This is a genomic window from Microbacterium sp. P2_F9, assembly GCF_056403635.1.
On the sequence record NZ_JBFUFC010000087.1, the window covers coordinates 1 to 15689 of the forward strand.

The following is a 15689-nucleotide window of genomic DNA, read 5'->3' on the forward strand; positions in this document are numbered from 1 at the left end:
AGGCCGATCACGATCGCGGCCTTCGCGCGGGCGCCGCGCCCGGCGACGAGGTCGGAGACATCCACGCCCTTCAGGAGTCCGCCCACGACCCACACCGCGCCCGGATACGCCGCGAGCGAGGATGCGGCGGCATGCGGGTTCGTGGCCTTGGAATCGTCGACCCACGTGACGCCGCCCTGGACCGCGACGACCTGGATGCGGTGCGGGTCGAGCGTGAACTCCTGCAGGGCGGCGCGGATCGCCACCGGCGGCACATCGAGCGCACGGGCGAGAGCGCTGGCCGCGAGGATGTTCGCGACCATGTGCGGTGCGCCGAGCCCTAGGGCTGCGACATCCGCCACCGTCGTGAGCTCGAGGGCGCTGGTGTGGCGGTCGTCGAGGAAGGCGCGATCGACGAGGATCCCGTCGACCACGCCGAGATCGCTCGGCCCCGGGACTCCGAGGTCGAATCCGATGGCGCGCGCGCCCTCGACGACATCGGCGTCCTCGACCATGCGGCGGGTCGCGGCATCCGCCTTGTTGTACACGCACGCGACGCGCGTGCTGTCGTAGACGTGCGCCTTCGCGTCGCGGTACGCGTCGGACGAGCCGTGCCACTCGAGGTGGTCGTCGGCGAGGTTGAGACACACGCTCGCGAACGGCGACACCGGCTCGGGTCCGTCCTGCAGGCCGAGGTACCAGAGCTGGTGGCTCGACAGCTCGACGACGAGCGCGTCGAAGCCCTCGGGGTCGCGCACCGCGTCGAGCACCGGAGTGCCGATGTTGCCGACGGGCGCGGCCCGCAGGCCGCCCGCGACGAGCATGGTCGCGGTCAGCCGGGTCGTGGTGGTCTTGCCGTTGGTCCCCGTGATGAGGATCCAGTCGGCGGGTGTTCCGTCGGCGCGCACGACCTTGTCGCGCACCCGCCAGGCCAGCTCGACGTCGCCCCAGAGTCCGACGCCGCGCTCGCGCGCCCATGTGATCACCGGATGCCCCGGCGGGAAGCCGGGCGATGCCACGACGAGTTCGGGATCGAACTCGGCCAGCGCAGGGGGGACATCGCTCAGTGAGCCGACCCAGAGCCGCGCCCCGATGACCGGGAGGAGCCGCTCGTACTCCTCGTCGGCGCGCTCGGTGACGACGAGGACATCGGCGCCGAGCTCGGCCAGCGTGTCGGCGACCGAGAAGCCGGTCACCGAGAGGCCGAGCACAGCGACCCGCAGCCCCTTCCAGTCGGCGTGCCAGCTCGTGAGGGCGCTGAGGCGATCGGCGCTCATGTGCGGGCGAGCCACTCGACGTAGAAGAGCCCGACGCCGGTGACGGCGAGCATGGCGGCGATGATCCACATCCGCACGACGATCGTCGTCTCGGCCCAGCCGCGCATCTCGAGGTGATGATGGAACGGGCTCATCAGGAAGAGGCGCTTGCCTCGCGTGAGCTTGAAGTAGTAGCGCTGGAGGATCACCGACCCGGGTCCGATGATGAAGACGCCTGCGACGATGACGGTGAGCACCTCGGTGCGCGACAGGATCGACATCGCGGCGATGACCCCGCCGATCGCCATCGACCCGACGTCGCCCATGAACACMTGCGCCTTGGGCGCGTTCCACCACAGGAACCCGGCGAGGGCGCCGACGAACGCCGCAGCGACGATCGTGAGATCCAGCGGATCGCGGGTGCCGTAGCAGGCGGTCTGGAAGGAGGCGACCAGGTCCGAGGAGTCGCAGCGCTGCTGGAACTGCCAGAACGTGACGAGGCTCATCGCGGCGATCGTGAAGATGCCCGATCCGGCCGCGAGTCCGTCGAGGCCATCGGTCACGTTCGTGCTGTTCGACCAGGCGACCCCGATGAACGTGATCCACAGGATGTAGAGGATCCACCCGACCACGAGGCCGAGCGCCATGAAGGACAGCAGTGGGATGTCCCGGAAGATCGAGACGTACGGAGACGCCGGGGTCTGCCCGGCGGCGTTCGGGAAGTTCAGCGAGACGATCGCCCAGGGGACGACGACGATGACCTGCCCGAGGATCTTGCGCCACCCGGTCAGTCCGAGGCTGCGCTGGTGGTGCACCTTCATGTAGTCGTCGATGAAGCCGACGACCCCGAATCCGACCATCATCCACAGCACGAGCAGGCCCGAGACGGTGGGCGGGAAGTTTCCGGCGTACGTGCCGATGAAGTAGCCGACCAGCGTGCCGACGATGAAGATCACACCGCCCATGGTGGGGGTGCCCCGCTTGGCCTCGTGGGGCGGGATGTTCCCGTCCTCAGGCGTGCGGATGATCTGGCCCCAGCCCCACCTGCGGAACCACCGCAGGAACACCGGCGTGAGGAACAGGGTGAAGGCCAGCGAGATCGACGCAGCAGTAAGGAGGGATCTCACGAGAACGATTCTCCCAGACGATCGCCCAGGTGCCGCAGACCTGCCGAGTTGGAGGACTTGACCAGCACCCGATCGCCGTCCCGCAGTTGGGTGAGGAGATAGTCGTAGGCCTCGTCGGCGGTGGCGAAGTAGACCCCCTCGCCGTCCCACGAGCCCTCGCCGACGACGGCGAGGAACAGCCGCCGCGCCTCGGGTCCGATCACGACGATGCGCTGGATGCCCAGCCGCACCGCCTGCAGGCCGATGCGGTCGTGCTCTTCGCCCGCGTACTCCCCCAGTTCGCTCATCGCGCCGAGCACCGCGACGGTCCGCTCGCCCGGCCCCGTGATCTGCGCGAGGGTGCGCAGCGCGGCCGACATCGAGTCGGGGCTGGCGTTGTAGGCGTCGTTGATGATCCGCACGCGGTCGGACCCCATCGGCTGCATGCGCCACCGCTCGGCCAGCTCGACCGTCTCGAGGCGCGTGATGCAGTCCTGCAGCGACACCCCGAGGGCGGTCGCCGCGGCGATCGCCGCGAGCGCGTTCATGACGTGGTGCTCGCCGAGGACCTTCAAGTTCAGGGGCAGAGTGACACCGTCGGCGGTGATCGTGGAGCGGGTACCGGATGCCGTGACCTCGACGTCGTCGGCGCGCACGTGGGTCGCACCGCCGCCTCGGCCGAACCAGCGGACCGCGGCATCGCGCTCAGCGGCGATCGACGCCATGGACGCGACCCGCCCGTCATCGGCGTTGAGCACCGCGAGCCCCCCGGGGCGCACGGCCCGCACGAGCTCGGACTTGGCCGCGAGCGTCGCCTCGATGCCGCCGAAGCCGCCCGCGTGCGCCATGCCCACCATCAGGACGACCCCGAGATCCGGTTCGACGAGCCCGGCGAGGCGAGCGATCTCGCCGGGCGCGCTCGCACCGAACTCGCTGACCAGGAATCGCGTCGTGGCCGTCACGCGCAGCATGGTCAGCGGGGCGCCGACCTCGTTGTTGAACGACGCGCGCGGCGACACGGTCTCGCCCTCGGACTCGAGGATGCGGGCGAGGAGGTTCTTGGTCGTGGTCTTGCCGTTCGAGCCGGTGATGCCCACGACGCGCAGCTCGCCCTCGGCCCGCACGCGCGCGACGGTGGCGCGCGCGAGATCGGCCAGTGCGGCGACGACGTCGGGCACGACGATCTGCGAGACCGCGGCGTCGACCGGTCGCTCGACGAGCGCGAGGACCGCACCGGCCGCCACAGCGGTGTCGACGAAGAGGTGCCCGTCGGTCACCTCGCCGGGCTTCGCCACGAAGATGTCGCCGGGGCCGATCAGCCGGGAGTCGGTGTCGACCGCGCCGGATACGACGGTGTCCGGGGTGTGGGATGCCGCGAGGCGCAGTTCACCGGAGACGACGTGGGCGAGCCTGCTGAGAGTGAAGTCGATCATCGGTTCTCCGGCCGGACCGACGTCACTGAGCGAACTTGGGGAGCAGTGTGGGTGCTGACGTCGCCGGCATGATGCGATAGGTCTTGAGCACCTGGGTCATGGCCTTCTGCCATGCCGGCGCATTGGCCGCAGATGACTTTACCCTGGTCGGCTCGTCGAGCGTGACGACGACGAGGTACTGCGGGTCGTCGGCAGGCGCGAATCCGATCATCGTCGTGAAGTACACGCCACGCTTGTAGCCGCCGTTGCCGTCCGACTTCTCGCCCGTGCCGGTCTTGCCCGCCACACGGTATCCGGGAATGGCGACCTGCGGAGCGAGCTGCCCCTGCACGAAGACGTTCTCGAGCATCTGCTGCACGTCGGTCGCGGTCTGTTCGCTGAGGATCCGCGAGGGCTCGGGCAGCTGCGGCTTCTCCACGGTGCCATCAGGTTCGGTGCACGACTCGACGATCGACAGCGGCACCTTGACCCCGTCGTTCGCGATGGCCTGGTACGCCCCCGCCAGCTCAGGCACGGTCGTCGAGACACCCTGCCCGAACGCGGTGTTGTAGAGCGTCTGGTAGTCCCACGTGTCGGGCTTGGAGAGCCAGCCGTTGGACTGGCCGTAGAACGGGATGCTGCTTCCATCGCCGATGCCGAACCGCTTGAAGTAGTCGTATCGGGTCTGGGCGCTCACCCGCTCGGAGAACTTCGAGATGCCCGCATTGGACGAGTCGATGAGCACGCCGGTCAGCGTGTAGTCGTACGTCGGGTGATCGAAGGCGTCGCTCACGCGTGCCCCATTGGCGAAGGTCTCGTCGCCGGAGACGGTGACGCTCGAGCGCGGGGTCTGCCCGCCGGCGTCGATGAGCGTCGCTGCGGTGAGCGCCTTGAAGGTCGATCCGGGCTCGAAGGAGTTGGTGAAGATCCGGCTCCCGCGATCGTCGACCTTCGACGCCGCGACGTCGTTGGGGTCGACGGTCGGGTACTCGGCGGCGGCCCGGATCTTGCCCGTGGCCACCTCGACGACGGTGATCGTGCCGGACAGCGCCTGCTCGTCCTGCACCTGCTCGGCGATCAGCTGCTGGAGGTACCACTGCAGGTCGCGGTTGATCGTGAGCGTCAGCGTCCCGCCGTCGACAGCAGGATCCTCGACCTCGGTCCCGGGGATGATGACCCCGTCCTTGCCCTTCTCGTAGGCGAGGGTGCCGTCCGTCGCGGTGAGGCAGTCGTTCTCGCTCTGCTCCAGCCCGCCGAGCGGTGCCCCGTCGATCCCCATGTAGCCCACCACGTTGCCGGCCACTGCGCCGTCCGGGTAGGTGCGTGCGGGGTGGGGCTCGAAGTACAGGAACGGGATGCCGAGATCGGCCAGCGTGCGGAACTGCTCGGTGGTGAGCCCCCGCTTGAGCAGCGCGTACTGCGAGTCCGGGTCGGCCGCACGGGCATCGTCGACGACCTTCTGGACCTCTTCGGCCGTCTGGCCGGTGATCTCGGCGATCTCGGCGGCGACTTCGGTCCACGGGACCTCGACGACCTTGCCCTTGTCGTTCTTCCGTTTGAGCGGTCCCACGTTCGAGGGGTCGAGCTGCGCGTCGTACAGCAGGATGCTGCCGGCGAGCGTCTGCCCGGACTCGTCGACGATGCTTCCTCTGGTGCCGTACACCGGCCTGCCGCCGCCGAGCGCGTTGGCGAGCGAATCCTCGATGTGCTCGGCCGCGCTCACGACCTGGATGTCGACGAGTCGCACGATGAATCCGGCGAGCACCACGAGCACGACGGCGAGGGCGACCACGGTGCGACGGCGCGGGCTGCGGGTGCTCTTGGTGGTCATGACCTCAGTGTGTGCTCGGGGTGGGCAGTCCGTCGGTGAGCGCCGGCGGAGTGTTCGCGATCGCGACACCATCCGCCGGAACTCCGTCGGCCGTGGTGCCGTCGGGGTTCGTCTCCGCAGCGATCACGGGCGCTCCCGCGATCGTCGCGTCCGGCTCGGTCACGAGCGGGGTGTCGGTGATGAGGGCGTTGGGCACGCCGGCGCGGCCAATGGCGTCGACCGATGACGCGCCGAGCGCCACCTGCCCCGCACCGAGGATGGCCCCATCGCTGAGCCGCAGATAGTTCGGCGACTCGTTGATCACCATGCCGAGGGCGGAGGCGTTCGCCGCGAGATACTGCGGCGAGCTGAGCCCGGCGACGTCGTCGTACAGCATCTGACTCTGCCAGCCGAGCTCGCGCTGCGTGCTGCGGAGGGCGGAAAGCTCATACGAGCCCTGGGTGGTCAGCACCGAGAGCCACATCTGGGCGGCGCCGATCGTGATCGCCCCGCCCAGTGCGATCATCGCGTAGAGCAGCCGAGGACGGCGGCGCGCCGGAGCGTCCAGCAGCCGCAGCCGCCGTCGCGCCTCGTCCCAGCGGGATGGGGGCGGCGCGGTGCGCAGTGGAACGCTCATCGCGCCTCCTTGATGCGCTCGGCCGCGCGAAGGCGCACCGGGGTCGCTCTGGGATTGCGCGCGATCTCCTCGGCAGACGCGAGCTCGGCGCCCTTGACGAGCAGCCGGAAGCGCGGGGTGTGTTCGGGGAGCTCGACCGGGAGCCCCGCCGGAGCCGTGGAGGCGGTCGCATCGGCGAAGTCGTGCTTGACGATGCGGTCTTCGAGGGACTGGTACGACATGACCACCATCCGCCCGCCCACCCGGAGCAGATCGAGCCCCGCCGGAATCGCGCGTTCGAGCACGGAGAGCTCGCGGTTGACTTCGATCCGCAGCGCCTGGAAGACCCGCTTGGCCGGATGTCCCGTCCGCTGCAGCGCCGCGGGCGTCGCGTCGTGGAGGATCGAGACCAGTCGGCCGGACCGTTCGATCGGCGCCTCCTGTCGAGCGCGGATGATGGCTCGGGCGTAGCGGCCGGACAGCTTCTCCTCGCCGTACCGCTCGAAGATGCGGCGCAGGTCGCCTTCGCCGTAGGTGGCGAGGATGTCGGCGGCCGTCGTGCCGGAGGTCTGATCCATGCGCATGTCGAGCGGCGCATCCCGTGCGTACGCGAAGCCGCGGTCAGCCTCGTCGAGCTGGAGCGAAGAGACGCCGAGATCGAAGAGGATGCCGTCGACCGATGATCGGCCGGTCGATGTGACGGCCTCGGCGATGCCGTCGTACACGGTGTGCACGAGCGTCACCCGGTCGCCGAACGGCGCGAGCCGCTCCCCGGCGATGGCCAGAGCGTCGCGGTCGCGGTCGAGGCCGATGAGATGGAGCCTGGGAAAGCGCTCGAGGAACGCCTCGGCATGGCCGCCCATGCCGAGCGTCGCATCGACGAGCACCGCGCCTTCGGGCTCGACGGCGGGGGTGAGCAGTTCGACGCAGCGGTCGAGCAGCACGGGAGTGTGGATGTCGCGGAGGTTCATGATGTCTGGGCACTGGTCCCCCGGCCCTGATCCCCATCCGCTCTGACCTGGCGCCGGGGAAGTRCGTCAGGGCGGGAGCGGCTGGGAGTCACGGCCGGGGGGCTCAGAACAGGCCCGGAATCACCTCCTGCTCCAGCTCGGCATAGCTCTCTTCGTTGCCTTCCGCGTAGGTGTTCCACGCGTCGGCGTTCCAGATCTCGGCATGGGCGCCCACGCCGGTGACGACGAGGTCTCGCTCCAGGCCGGCATAGGCGCGCAGCGGAGGGGGGATCGTGATGCGGTTCTGGCTGTCGGGCTTTTCGGCGCTTGCCCCGGAAAGGAACATCCGCAGGAAGTTCCGGGCGTCCCTGTTGGTCAGGGGGGTCTCGCGGATCCGCTCGTGGATGCGCTCGAACTCCGCCGCGCTGAAGACGTACAGGCAGCGGTCCTGTCCGCGGGTGACCACGATGCCGGCACCGAGGTCGTCACGGAACTTCGAGGGAAGGATGACGCGCCCTTTGTCATCGAGCTTGGGAGTGTGCGTGCCCAGAAGCATCGGCGGATCACCCCCCTCTGTTCGGCCCCCCGACGGGTATGTCCGCCACTTTACTCCACTTCCCTCCACATGGCTATGCGAATCACGGCGCAGTTGGGCCCGTCCTCCACTCGTCCGGAATCCGGCACGAGATGACGCGCGCTGCCGTCTGCGTCCGGGCAAAAAAAAGAGCACCGACCCGAAGGTCGATGCTCTTGAAAGGTCAGGCGGCTGTCAGCGGTCTTCCTGGCGGCGGTCCCAGCGATCGTTCATGCGATCCATGAACGAAGTCGATCGGTGCGGCTTGGCGGCCTGCGGTTCGGTCTCGAGCGGCACCGCGCCGAGGCCCTTCGTCGGCGTGACCGCGAGGATCACACCGCCCAGCATGACCACGAAGCCGATGACGCCCACGACCACGAAGCTCGTCGATACCCCGAAGATCAGACCGCCGAGGCCCACCAGAACCAGGATCGTGCCGTAGACGATGTTGCGATAACTCAACGTGCGGCCATCTGTGGRCGCGCTCACGACATCCGCGTCGTTCCGCATGAGATGGCGTTCCATCTCATCAAGCAGGCGCTGCTCCTGTTCGGAGAGTGGCATGCTTCCCCCTCTACACACTCGAACGCGTCAATTCTACGCGTGCCTTGGATCACTAGGCTAGGCCCGTGTCAGCCCCTGTGGATCCCGTCGCGGCTATTTCTCAGCGACTGGACAACTTCGTCGCCATCCAGCGCGATGAGTCAGACGGTCTCGGCACCGAAGCGGCCCTCTTCGTCGGCGCGGCAGCCGACGCTCTCCGTGGCGGCAAGCGGCTGCGCGGGCGGTTCTGCGTCGCCGGATTCCGGGCCGTGGCGGAGCTCTCCGATCGCTCCGGAGCGCTGCCCGCTGAAGTGATCGCCGCCGCCGCGTCGCTCGAGGTCTTTCACGCGGCGGCGCTCGTCCACGACGATCTCATCGACAACTCCGATACGCGCCGAGGGCGGCCGGCGGCCCACCGGTCGCTCGAGGCGGCGCACCGGGCCGCAGGCTGGGAGGGCGATGCCGCCGCCTTCGGCCGGTCGGCCGCCGTGCTCCTCGGCGACCTGCTGCTGGCGTGGAGCGACGACCTCTTCGAAGACGGGCTGGCCGCGGCATCCGTCTCCCCCGCCGCACCGCGTGCGGAGTACGCGAGGATGCGGCGCGACGTCACCATCGGGCAGTTCCTCGACGTCGCCGAGGAGTCCGCCTTCCGCACCGAGCCGGACGACCGGCACGCGGCGCGCGCGCTGCGCGTCGCGTCGTTCAAGTCGGCGCGGTACAGCGTGCAGCAGCCGCTCGCCATCGGCGCAGCAATCGCGGGAGCGGATGCCGCGCAGCAGGCCGCGCTGGCCGCGTTCGGGCATCCGCTCGGCATGGCCTTTCAGCTGCGCGACGACGTCCTGGGCGTCTTCGGCGACGAGGCGCAGACCGGCAAGCCCTCCGGTGACGACCTCCGTGAGGGCAAGCGCACGGTGCTGATCGCGTTCGCCCGGGAGGGTCTCGCCGCGTCGCCGAGGCGGATCGTCGACGAGCTGATCGGAGACCCCGACCTCGATGGCCCGCAGATCGCTGCGCTGCAGCGCACGATCGTCGAGACCGGAGCCCTGGAGCGCGTCGAGTCGCTCATCGCGGACTATGCCCGTGAGGCGGAGCGGTCGCTGTCAGGCGCACGCCTCGGCAACGCCGCGGTCGGCGAGCTGCGTGACCTGGCACGGGCCGCGACTGTCCGGACCACCTGATCGCTCAGGCGGGGAATACCGGTCGAGGGCTCAGCCCAGCGACTGGGCTACGCGCCGGACCTCGCTCTTGCGGCCGGCACGGAGGGCCTCGATCGGCGCGAGCCCGATGGACTCCTCGGGGGTGAGGAGCCACTCGATCGTCTCATCGTCGGTGAAACCGCGATCGTGCAGCACGATGAGCGTTCCGTGCAGCGATGCCAGCGGATGCCCGTCGAGGATGAAGGCGGCGGGCACCTTGAAGACGCCGTCCTCCTGGCGGGCCCCGACGAGATGCGACTCGTCGAGGAACCGCTTGACGCGGCCCAGCGGTTCGCCGAGCACATCCACCAGTTCGGGGAGGGTCAGCCAGTCGGTCTCGAAAAGCGGCGCGGGCTCAGCGGTCACCTTGCCACTATCTCACGCGAAGATCGCTCTGCGAATCGCGCCGTCATGCTCACTTCCGTCCCTTCAGTCACAATAGTCACTTCTTTAGCATCAGTTGACACGAATTAACTTCCGTGACACGGTTTTGGTCAGTCACAGAGGGGGAGACTCGTGCGACAACAGGTGGACAGTTCCCGACTCCGCGGTGCGCCCGCACTCATGCCGGCCGCTGTTGCGGGGTCGATCGCTCTGCTCCTGGGCGCCGCACCATCTCCCGCGATGGCCGTGGAAAGCGCCGCCGATCACCACCGATCGCCGCGCGCACCAGGCAGCGACTCCCCCGCAGCGACGTCGACCTCTCGCGTGCCGACGGCAGCCTCACCCGCGACCTACACGGTGCAGCGCGGCGACACGGTCTTCGGGATCGCGGCCCGCTACGGTCTGCGCACCGCCGACGTCCTCGCCCTCAACGGGCTCACGTCCACATCGATCATCCGCCCCGGCCAGGTGCTCCGCCTCACCGGCGCGACCCCGGCAGCCCCGGCCCCGACGGCACCGGTCGCATCGGCCGGCACGTACACCGTGCAGAAGGGCGACACCCTGAGTGCCATCGCCGGCCGGCACGGCGTGACGATCAAGGCCCTGTTCGCCGCCAACGGGCTCGGCTGGGCGTCCATCATCTACCCCGGCCAGAAGCTCACGCTCCCGGGCGGCCAGGCACCGGCGGTCCAGCCGGCGGCGCCGGCGCCTGCGCCGCAGGCCCCGGTCGCGGCATCCGGTGTCTACACGGTCCAGAAGGGCGACACGCTCAGCTCGATCGCCCAGCGCAACGGCGTGACCGTGCAGACGCTGTTCGCCGCGAACCGCCTGGGCTGGGGTTCGATCATCTACCCCGGGCAGAAGATCGCGCTCAACGTGCCACCCGCTGCGATCGCGGCGGCTCCCCCTGCCCCGAAGCCCATCCCGACGCTCGACGCCGAGCAGCGGGCGAACGCGCAGCTCATCATCCGCGTCGGCCGCGAGCTCGGCGTTCCCGACCGCGGGCTCGCGATCGCGCTCGGCGCGGCGATGCAGGAGTCATCGCTGCGCAACCTCGCGGCGGGCGATCGTGACTCGATCGGTCTCTTCCAGCAGCGCCCCAGCGCGGGCTGGGGCACCGCCGCCGAAGTCGGCAACGCCGAACGGGCGACGCGGGCCTTCTTCGGAGGCCCCTCCGACCCCAATGGGTGGAACACGCGCGGACTGCTCGACATCCCCGGCTGGCAGGGTCTGTCGTTCACCCAGGCGGCCCAGGCGGTGCAGATCTCCGCACACCCTGAGCTCTATGGACAGTGGGAGCCTGCCGCGCTCGCGTGGCTCGCATCACTCGGCTGACCCCGCTCCGGCGAAGGTCCCGCGGGTGAGGCGCTCCCGGGCCTCACGGCCCCGCGTCCGTAGACTCTCAGCGTGAGCACGAGTCAGCAGGCCGACCCGCTGATCGGCCGTCTGGTTGACGGCCGATACCGGGTCCGCGCGCGCATCGCGCGCGGCGGCATGGCGACCGTGTACGTCGCGACCGACCTGCGGCTCGAGCGCAGGATCGCGCTCAAGGTCATGCACGGCCATCTCAGCGACGACACCGTGTTCCAGAGCCGGTTCATCCAGGAGGCGCGGGCGGCCGCGCGACTGGCCGATCCGCACGTCGTCAACGTGTTCGATCAGGGCCAGGACGGCGACATGGCCTACCTGGTCATGGAGTACCTGCCGGGCATCACCCTGCGCGAGCTGCTGCGGGAGCAGCGCCGGCTCACGATCCCGCAGACGATCACGATCATGGATGCCGTGCTCGCCGGCCTCGCCGCCGCGCACCGATCCGGAATCGTGCATCGGGACGTCAAGCCGGAGAACATCCTGCTCGCCGACGACGGACGCATCAAGATCGGCGACTTCGGGCTTGCGCGGGCCACGAGCGCGAACACCGCGACCGGAGCGCAGCTGCTCGGCACGATCGCCTACCTCGCCCCCGAGCTCGTCACCCGTGGGACGGCCGATGCCCGCAGCGACATCTACGCGCTCGGCATCATGCTCTACGAGATGCTCACCGGCGAACAGCCGTACAAGGGCGAGCAGCCGATGCAGATCGCCTTCCAACATGCCACCGACTCGGTCCCGCGGCCGAGCGTCAAGAACCCCGGCGTCCCCGAGCAGCTGGACGAGCTCGTGCTCTGGTCGACCGAGAAGAACCCCGACGACCGCCCGGTCGACGCACGGGCGATGCTCGATCGGTTCCGCGAAATCGAGCGCGAGCTCGGCATCCATCCGCAGGTCGCCCGCGCGGTGCCCATCGGGGTCATCCACGACGAAGGCGGAGCCCAGACCGAGCTGACCAAGGTCATCCCGTCCGCCGTCACCGGGCCGATGGCCACCATCGACGACGTCGACAACGCCGCCCAGCTGCGCCTGATGACGAGGCGGCGCGCGCGCCGTGGCGGGTGGCTGATCGCCGTGGTGATCCTGCTCGCCGCCCTCGCCGCCTTGATCGGGTGGTGGTTCGGCTCCGGACCGGGGTCGATGGTGATGGTGCCGGATGTCTCGAAGATGACTTTCGCGGACGCGCAGGCGGTGCTGCAGGAGGAGGGGCTGACGGGGGTCCAGAAAGACGTCTTCGACTTCAACATCCCCGCCGGCACGACGACCGGCTCCGAGCCCGGCGCAGGACTGCCGGTCGACAAGGAGTCCACCGTGACGGTCCTGGTCTCGAAGGGTCCGCAGGACCATGTGGTCCCGGCCCTCGGCGGGCTCCCGGCGGATCAGGCGCGCGCGACTCTGGAAGCGGCTCTCGTGCAGGTCGGCGACGATCTGCTGTTCTTCACGGATGCCGCGGAGAACAGCGTCACCGCGGCATCCGTCACTCCCCGCTCGGGCGAGCCGGCCATCGACTGCACCCCGGGCTGCACTCTTCATGAGGGCGACTCCGCGGTGCTCTCGGTCTCGGTCGGCCCCGTGCCGGACGTCACCGGCAAGAGCGTCGGCGACGCGACCGCGGCGCTCAACGCCAAGGGCCTGCAGATCGCCGGGACCTACGAGGAGACGAACGAGTCGATCGACGAGGGTCTCGTGATCCGGATGGACCCGAAGGACGGTGGCGCGCCCTGGCAGCCGAATGACGCCGTGACCCTCGTCATCTCGTCCGGTCCGCCGCTGTTCCCGGTGCCGAACATCGTCGGCATGACCCGGGATCAGGCCAAGGCTGAGCTCGAGAACGCCGGGTTTAAGTACGACTACAACAGCAGCTGGGACCTCTTCCCCGACCCCGTCACGCAGGTCGAGGCGCAGGATCCGGCCGCGGACTCCAAGCACACCAAGGGCACCGTCGTCACGTTCCGGATCAAAGCCGCGCTGTAAGCCGCGCCGCTGAGGGTCAGAGCTTCTCGAGCTCCTCGGCGACCAGGAACGCGAGCTCGAGGCTYTGCATGTGGTTCAGGCGCGGGTCGCACAGCGACTCGTAGCGCGTCGCGAGGGCGGCCTCGTCGATCTCCTCGGAGCCGCCGAGGCACTCGGTGACATCGTCGCCGGTGAGCTCGACGTGGATGCCGCCGGGGAACGTGCCGACGACCCGGTGGGCCTCGAAGAAGCCGCGCACCTCGTCCACGACATCGTCGAACCGGCGGGTCTTGTAGCCGGTCGGGGTGGTGATGCCGTTGCCGTGCATCGGGTCGGTCACCCACAGCGGCAGTGCGTCCGAGTCGCGGACGGCCTCCAGCAGCGGCGGCAGGGCATCGCGGATCTTGCCCGCACCCATCCGGGTGATGAAGGTCAGACGGCCGGGCTCGCGCTCGGGGTCGAGCTTGTCGATCAGCTCGAGCACGTCGCTCGGGGTCGTCGAGGGTCCGAGCTTGACCCCGATGGGGTTGCGGATCTTCGAGAAGTAGTCGATGTGCGCGCCATCGAGGTCGCGCGTGCGCTCGCCGATCCAGACGAAGTGCGCCGACGTGTTGTACGGCGTGCCGGTGCGCGAGTCGATGCGCGTCATCGGGCGCTCGTAGTCCATCAGCAGACCCTCGTGGCCCGTGTAGAACTCGACGCGGCGCAGCTCGTCGAAGTCGGCGCCGGCGGCCTCCATGAACTTGATCGCCCGATCGATCTCCTGAGCGAGGCGCTCGTACTGCTGGTTCGCGGGGTTCTGTGCGAAGCCCTTGTTCCAGGAGTGCACCTCGCGGAGATCCGCGAAGCCACCCTGCGTGAACGCGCGCACGAGATTGATGGTCGACGCGGCCGTGTGGTAGCCCTTCAGCAGACGCTGCGGGTCGGCCGTGCGGGAGCCCTCGGTGAAGTCGAATCCGTTGACGATGTCGCCGCGGTAGGCGGGAAGGGTGACCTCCCCGCGGGTCTCGGTGTCGCTCGAGCGCGGCTTCGCGAACTGCCCCGCCATCCGTCCCATCTTCACGATGGGCATCGATGCGCCGTACGTCAGCACGACCGCCATCTGCAGCACGGTCTTGACCCGGTTGCGGATCTGCTCCGCCGTGGCGCCGGCGAACGTCTCGGCGCAGTCCCCGCCCTGCAGCAGGAAGGCGCGTCCGGCGGCGGCACGAGCCAGTCGCTCGCGCAGCTGATCCACCTCACCGGCGAAGACGAGCGGCGGCAGCGTGGCGATTTCGGCGGACACCGCTGAGACGGCGTCGGCGTCGGGCCAGTTCGGCTGCTGCTTGATCGGGAGCGTGCGCCAGTGGTCCAGGGAGTCGAGCTGCGAGGGCATCCGCCAAGTCTATCGGCGCACCCGTCTGCACCGGATCGCTATGACGCGGCCGGCCTGCTCTTGAGCCGGTCCTTCACCGTGCTGGCGTACACGTCGTCGTACTCCTGCGACCCGATGCGATGGAGGGCGACCATGATCTCGTCGGTCACCGACCGGAGGATGTAGCGATCGCCGGCCATCCCCTCGAAGCGCGAGAAGTCGAGGGGCTCGCCGATCACCACTCCGACCCGTGCGATGCGCGGCATCCTGCGCCCGATGGGCATCATCGTGTCGGTGTCGACCATCACGACCGGCACGACCGGCACGTGCGCCTCGAGGGCCATCCGGGCGATGCCGGTCCGGCCGCGGTACAGCCGGCCGTCGGGGCTGCGCGTGCCCTCGGGGTAGATGCCCAGCAGATCGCCGTGACCCAGCACCTGCAGTCCGGTGTTGAGGGATGCCTCGGAGGCCTTGCCGCCCGAACGGTCGATCGGGATCATCCCGGTGCCCTTGAAGAACACGCGAGTGGCCCACCCCTTGAGGCCCTTGCCGGTGAAGTAGTCGCTCTTGGCGAGGAACGCCACCGGACGGTCGATCATGAGCGGCAGGAACACCGAGTCGACGAACGACAGGTGGYTGCTCGCGAGGATCGCGGCGCCGGTCTGCGGGATGTTGCGGCGGCCGACGATCCACGGTCGGAAGATCGCCTTCACGATCGGTCCGATCACCACGTACTTCATCAGCCAGTAGAACATCGCTACCCGTTCCCCGCGAGGTCTGCGGCGCCGATGATTCCGGCATCGTTGCCGAGGTGAGCGATCGCGAATTCCGCGATCGGCCGATCGCCGTAGCCGGGCAGCGACGTCTCATACGCGATGCGGACCGGTTCCAGCAGCACATCTGCGAGCTGCGCCACTCCCCCGCCGATGATGAACAGCTCGGGGTCGAGCACGGCCTGGAAACCGCCGCAGGCCTCACCGAGCGCGGTGGCCACTCGGCGCAGCGCCTCGAGGGCGCCCGGGTCTCCGGCGAGCACGAGACGAGAGATCGCGGGCCCTCCGATGGTCCCCTTCGACGCGCGGACCGCGGCAAGTGCCGCGCCGACTCCGCCCTCGTCGGCGATGGCGTTGGCCTCGCGCTGCAGTGCGCGTCCCGACGCATACTGCTCGAGGCATCCGTTCTGTC

15 protein-coding genes are annotated in these 15689 nt (G+C 69.3%); 3 read left to right on the plus strand and 12 right to left on the minus strand.

The window, feature by feature from the left end; all coding sequences use genetic code 11:
- From murD to AC1DVT_RS10855, 8 genes are all read right to left on the minus strand, one after another.
- On the minus strand, nucleotides 1–1256 hold a 1256-nt coding region (murD, locus tag AC1DVT_RS10820), incomplete at its 3' end, for a UDP-N-acetylmuramoyl-L-alanine--D-glutamate ligase (RefSeq protein ID WP_477388818.1).
- Nucleotides 1253–2362 (minus strand): phospho-N-acetylmuramoyl-pentapeptide-transferase, encoded by a 1110-nt coding sequence (gene mraY / locus AC1DVT_RS10825; RefSeq protein WP_477388820.1) that lies wholly within the window; start codon nucleotides 2360–2362, stop codon nucleotides 1253–1255. The genes murD and mraY, both read right to left, overlap by 4 nt.
- Entirely contained in the window at nucleotides 2359–3774 is a 1416-nt protein-coding gene (locus tag AC1DVT_RS10830; RefSeq protein WP_477388822.1) for a UDP-N-acetylmuramoyl-tripeptide--D-alanyl-D-alanine ligase, read from the minus strand. Before AC1DVT_RS10830 ends, mraY begins: the two co-directional genes overlap by 4 nt.
- A 22-nt stretch (nucleotides 3775–3796) precedes the next feature.
- Entirely contained in the window at nucleotides 3797–5584 is a 1788-nt protein-coding gene (locus AC1DVT_RS10835; RefSeq protein WP_477388824.1) for a peptidoglycan D,D-transpeptidase FtsI family protein, read from the minus strand.
- 4 nt (nucleotides 5585–5588) lie between these two features.
- Complete coding sequence (gene ftsL, locus AC1DVT_RS10840) at nucleotides 5589–6200, minus strand: cell division protein FtsL (RefSeq protein WP_477388826.1); 612 nt, start codon at nucleotides 6198–6200, stop codon at nucleotides 5589–5591.
- Entirely contained in the window at nucleotides 6197–7150 is a 954-nt protein-coding gene (rsmH, locus tag AC1DVT_RS10845) for a 16S rRNA (cytosine(1402)-N(4))-methyltransferase RsmH (protein ID WP_477388828.1), read from the minus strand. The genes ftsL and rsmH overlap by 4 nt, the downstream gene beginning before the upstream one ends.
- Before the next feature lie 103 nt (nucleotides 7151–7253).
- Nucleotides 7254–7685: a division/cell wall cluster transcriptional repressor MraZ gene (mraZ, locus tag AC1DVT_RS10850; protein WP_457098233.1), complete on the minus strand. Its 432-nt coding sequence runs from the start codon at nucleotides 7683–7685 to the stop codon at nucleotides 7254–7256.
- A 213-nt stretch (nucleotides 7686–7898) separates the two neighbouring features.
- On the minus strand, nucleotides 7899–8267 hold the full coding sequence (locus tag AC1DVT_RS10855; RefSeq protein ID WP_477388830.1) for a DUF3040 domain-containing protein: 369 nt from the start codon (nucleotides 8265–8267) through the stop codon (nucleotides 7899–7901).
- 65 nt (nucleotides 8268–8332) lie between these two features.
- Here AC1DVT_RS10855 and AC1DVT_RS10860 point away from each other — a divergent pair, with 65 nt between their 5' ends.
- Complete coding sequence (locus tag AC1DVT_RS10860; protein WP_457098231.1) at nucleotides 8333–9424, plus strand: polyprenyl synthetase family protein; 1092 nt, start codon at nucleotides 8333–8335, stop codon at nucleotides 9422–9424.
- 30 nt (nucleotides 9425–9454) lie between these two features.
- Here the strand turns inward: AC1DVT_RS10860 and AC1DVT_RS10865 are convergent, their stop codons facing one another.
- Nucleotides 9455–9808: an Rv2175c family DNA-binding protein gene (locus tag AC1DVT_RS10865; protein WP_457098230.1), complete on the minus strand. Its 354-nt coding sequence runs from the start codon at nucleotides 9806–9808 to the stop codon at nucleotides 9455–9457.
- 198 nt (nucleotides 9809–10006) lie between these two features.
- Here AC1DVT_RS10865 and AC1DVT_RS10870 point away from each other — a divergent pair, with 198 nt between their 5' ends.
- Entirely contained in the window at nucleotides 10007–11161 is a 1155-nt protein-coding gene (locus tag AC1DVT_RS10870) for a LysM peptidoglycan-binding domain-containing protein (protein WP_477388840.1), read from the plus strand.
- A 72-nt stretch (nucleotides 11162–11233) separates the two neighbouring features.
- Complete coding sequence (pknB, locus tag AC1DVT_RS10875) at nucleotides 11234–13171, plus strand: Stk1 family PASTA domain-containing Ser/Thr kinase (RefSeq protein ID WP_477388832.1); 1938 nt, start codon at nucleotides 11234–11236, stop codon at nucleotides 13169–13171.
- Nucleotides 13172–13187: 16 nt separating this feature from the next.
- Here the strand turns inward: pknB and AC1DVT_RS10880 are convergent, their stop codons facing one another.
- From AC1DVT_RS10880 to AC1DVT_RS10890, 3 genes are all read right to left on the minus strand, one after another.
- Complete coding sequence (locus AC1DVT_RS10880) at nucleotides 13188–14525, minus strand: class II 3-deoxy-7-phosphoheptulonate synthase (protein WP_477388834.1); 1338 nt, start codon at nucleotides 14523–14525, stop codon at nucleotides 13188–13190.
- A 38-nt stretch (nucleotides 14526–14563) separates the two neighbouring features.
- Entirely contained in the window at nucleotides 14564–15259 is a 696-nt protein-coding gene (locus AC1DVT_RS10885) for a lysophospholipid acyltransferase family protein (protein WP_477388836.1), read from the minus strand.
- A gap of 2 nt (nucleotides 15260–15261) precedes the next feature.
- A partial coding sequence (locus tag AC1DVT_RS10890) for an ROK family protein (RefSeq protein ID WP_477388838.1) occupies nucleotides 15262–15689 on the minus strand: 428 nt, incomplete at its 5' end.

What these genes read in the sequence shown, in the direction of transcription:
- AC1DVT_RS10835 (WP_477388824.1), bottom strand. Translation starts at nt 5,584, where the DNA reads ATGACCACCAAGAGCACCCGCAGCCCGCGCCGTCGCACCGTGGTCGCC.
- AC1DVT_RS10870 (WP_477388840.1), top strand. Translation starts at nt 10,007, where the DNA reads ATGCCGGCCGCTGTTGCGGGGTCGATCGCTCTGCTCCTGGGCGCCGCA.
- AC1DVT_RS10830 (WP_477388822.1), bottom strand. Translation starts at nt 3,774, where the DNA reads ATGATCGACTTCACTCTCAGCAGGCTCGCCCACGTCGTCTCCGGTGAA.
- rsmH (WP_477388828.1), bottom strand. Translation starts at nt 7,150, where the DNA reads ATGAACCTCCGCGACATCCACACTCCCGTGCTGCTCGACCGCTGCGTC.
- mraZ (WP_457098233.1), bottom strand. Translation starts at nt 7,685, where the DNA reads ATGCTTCTGGGCACGCACACTCCCAAGCTCGATGACAAAGGGCGCGTC.
- ftsL (WP_477388826.1), bottom strand. Translation starts at nt 6,200, where the DNA reads ATGAGCGTTCCACTGCGCACCGCGCCGCCCCCATCCCGCTGGGACGAG.